The following is a 333-nucleotide window of genomic DNA, read 5'->3' as shown; positions in this document are numbered from 1 at the left end:
ATGGCGCAGGCATTGATTGAAGCCGGCAAGGATTTTGATATGCTGGTGATTCCGGGTGCCGGCCATGGATATGGTTCTGCTGATAAGTATTTTGAGAAGAAGATGTACCGTTTCTTTGCCAAGCATTTGCTGGGTGATACTCGTGCAGACTATTGGGGAGATATTAACCGTAACAAATAAGACAATAGATAAGATTTTATGAAAAACTCTCTCTTTAGATATGTGTGCCTGGTGGTTGCATTGTTGATATGTAGCTTTGCCGATGCACAGCAGAAAGCGAATTATAAGTTAGCGGAAAAGTTCCGTCTGTTAGAACAGAATCCTATAATAAAG

1 protein-coding gene is annotated in these 333 nt (G+C 41.1%); it reads left to right on the top strand.

Going from position 1 to position 333, the window contains the following annotated elements; translation table 11 throughout:
* Positions 1-180, top strand: a 180-nt coding sequence (locus AB5935_RS24925) for an alpha/beta hydrolase family protein (protein ID WP_368327746.1), incomplete at its 5' end; no start/stop codon positions are given.
* Positions 181-333 lie beyond the last annotated feature (153 nt).

Source organism: Phocaeicola sp. RTP21198st1_B8_RTP21198_201120, from assembly GCF_040929485.1.
GTDB classification, from domain to species: Bacteria; Bacteroidota; Bacteroidia; order Bacteroidales; family Bacteroidaceae; genus Phocaeicola; species Phocaeicola dorei.
This window is presented reverse-complemented; position numbering and strand designations above follow the sequence as displayed.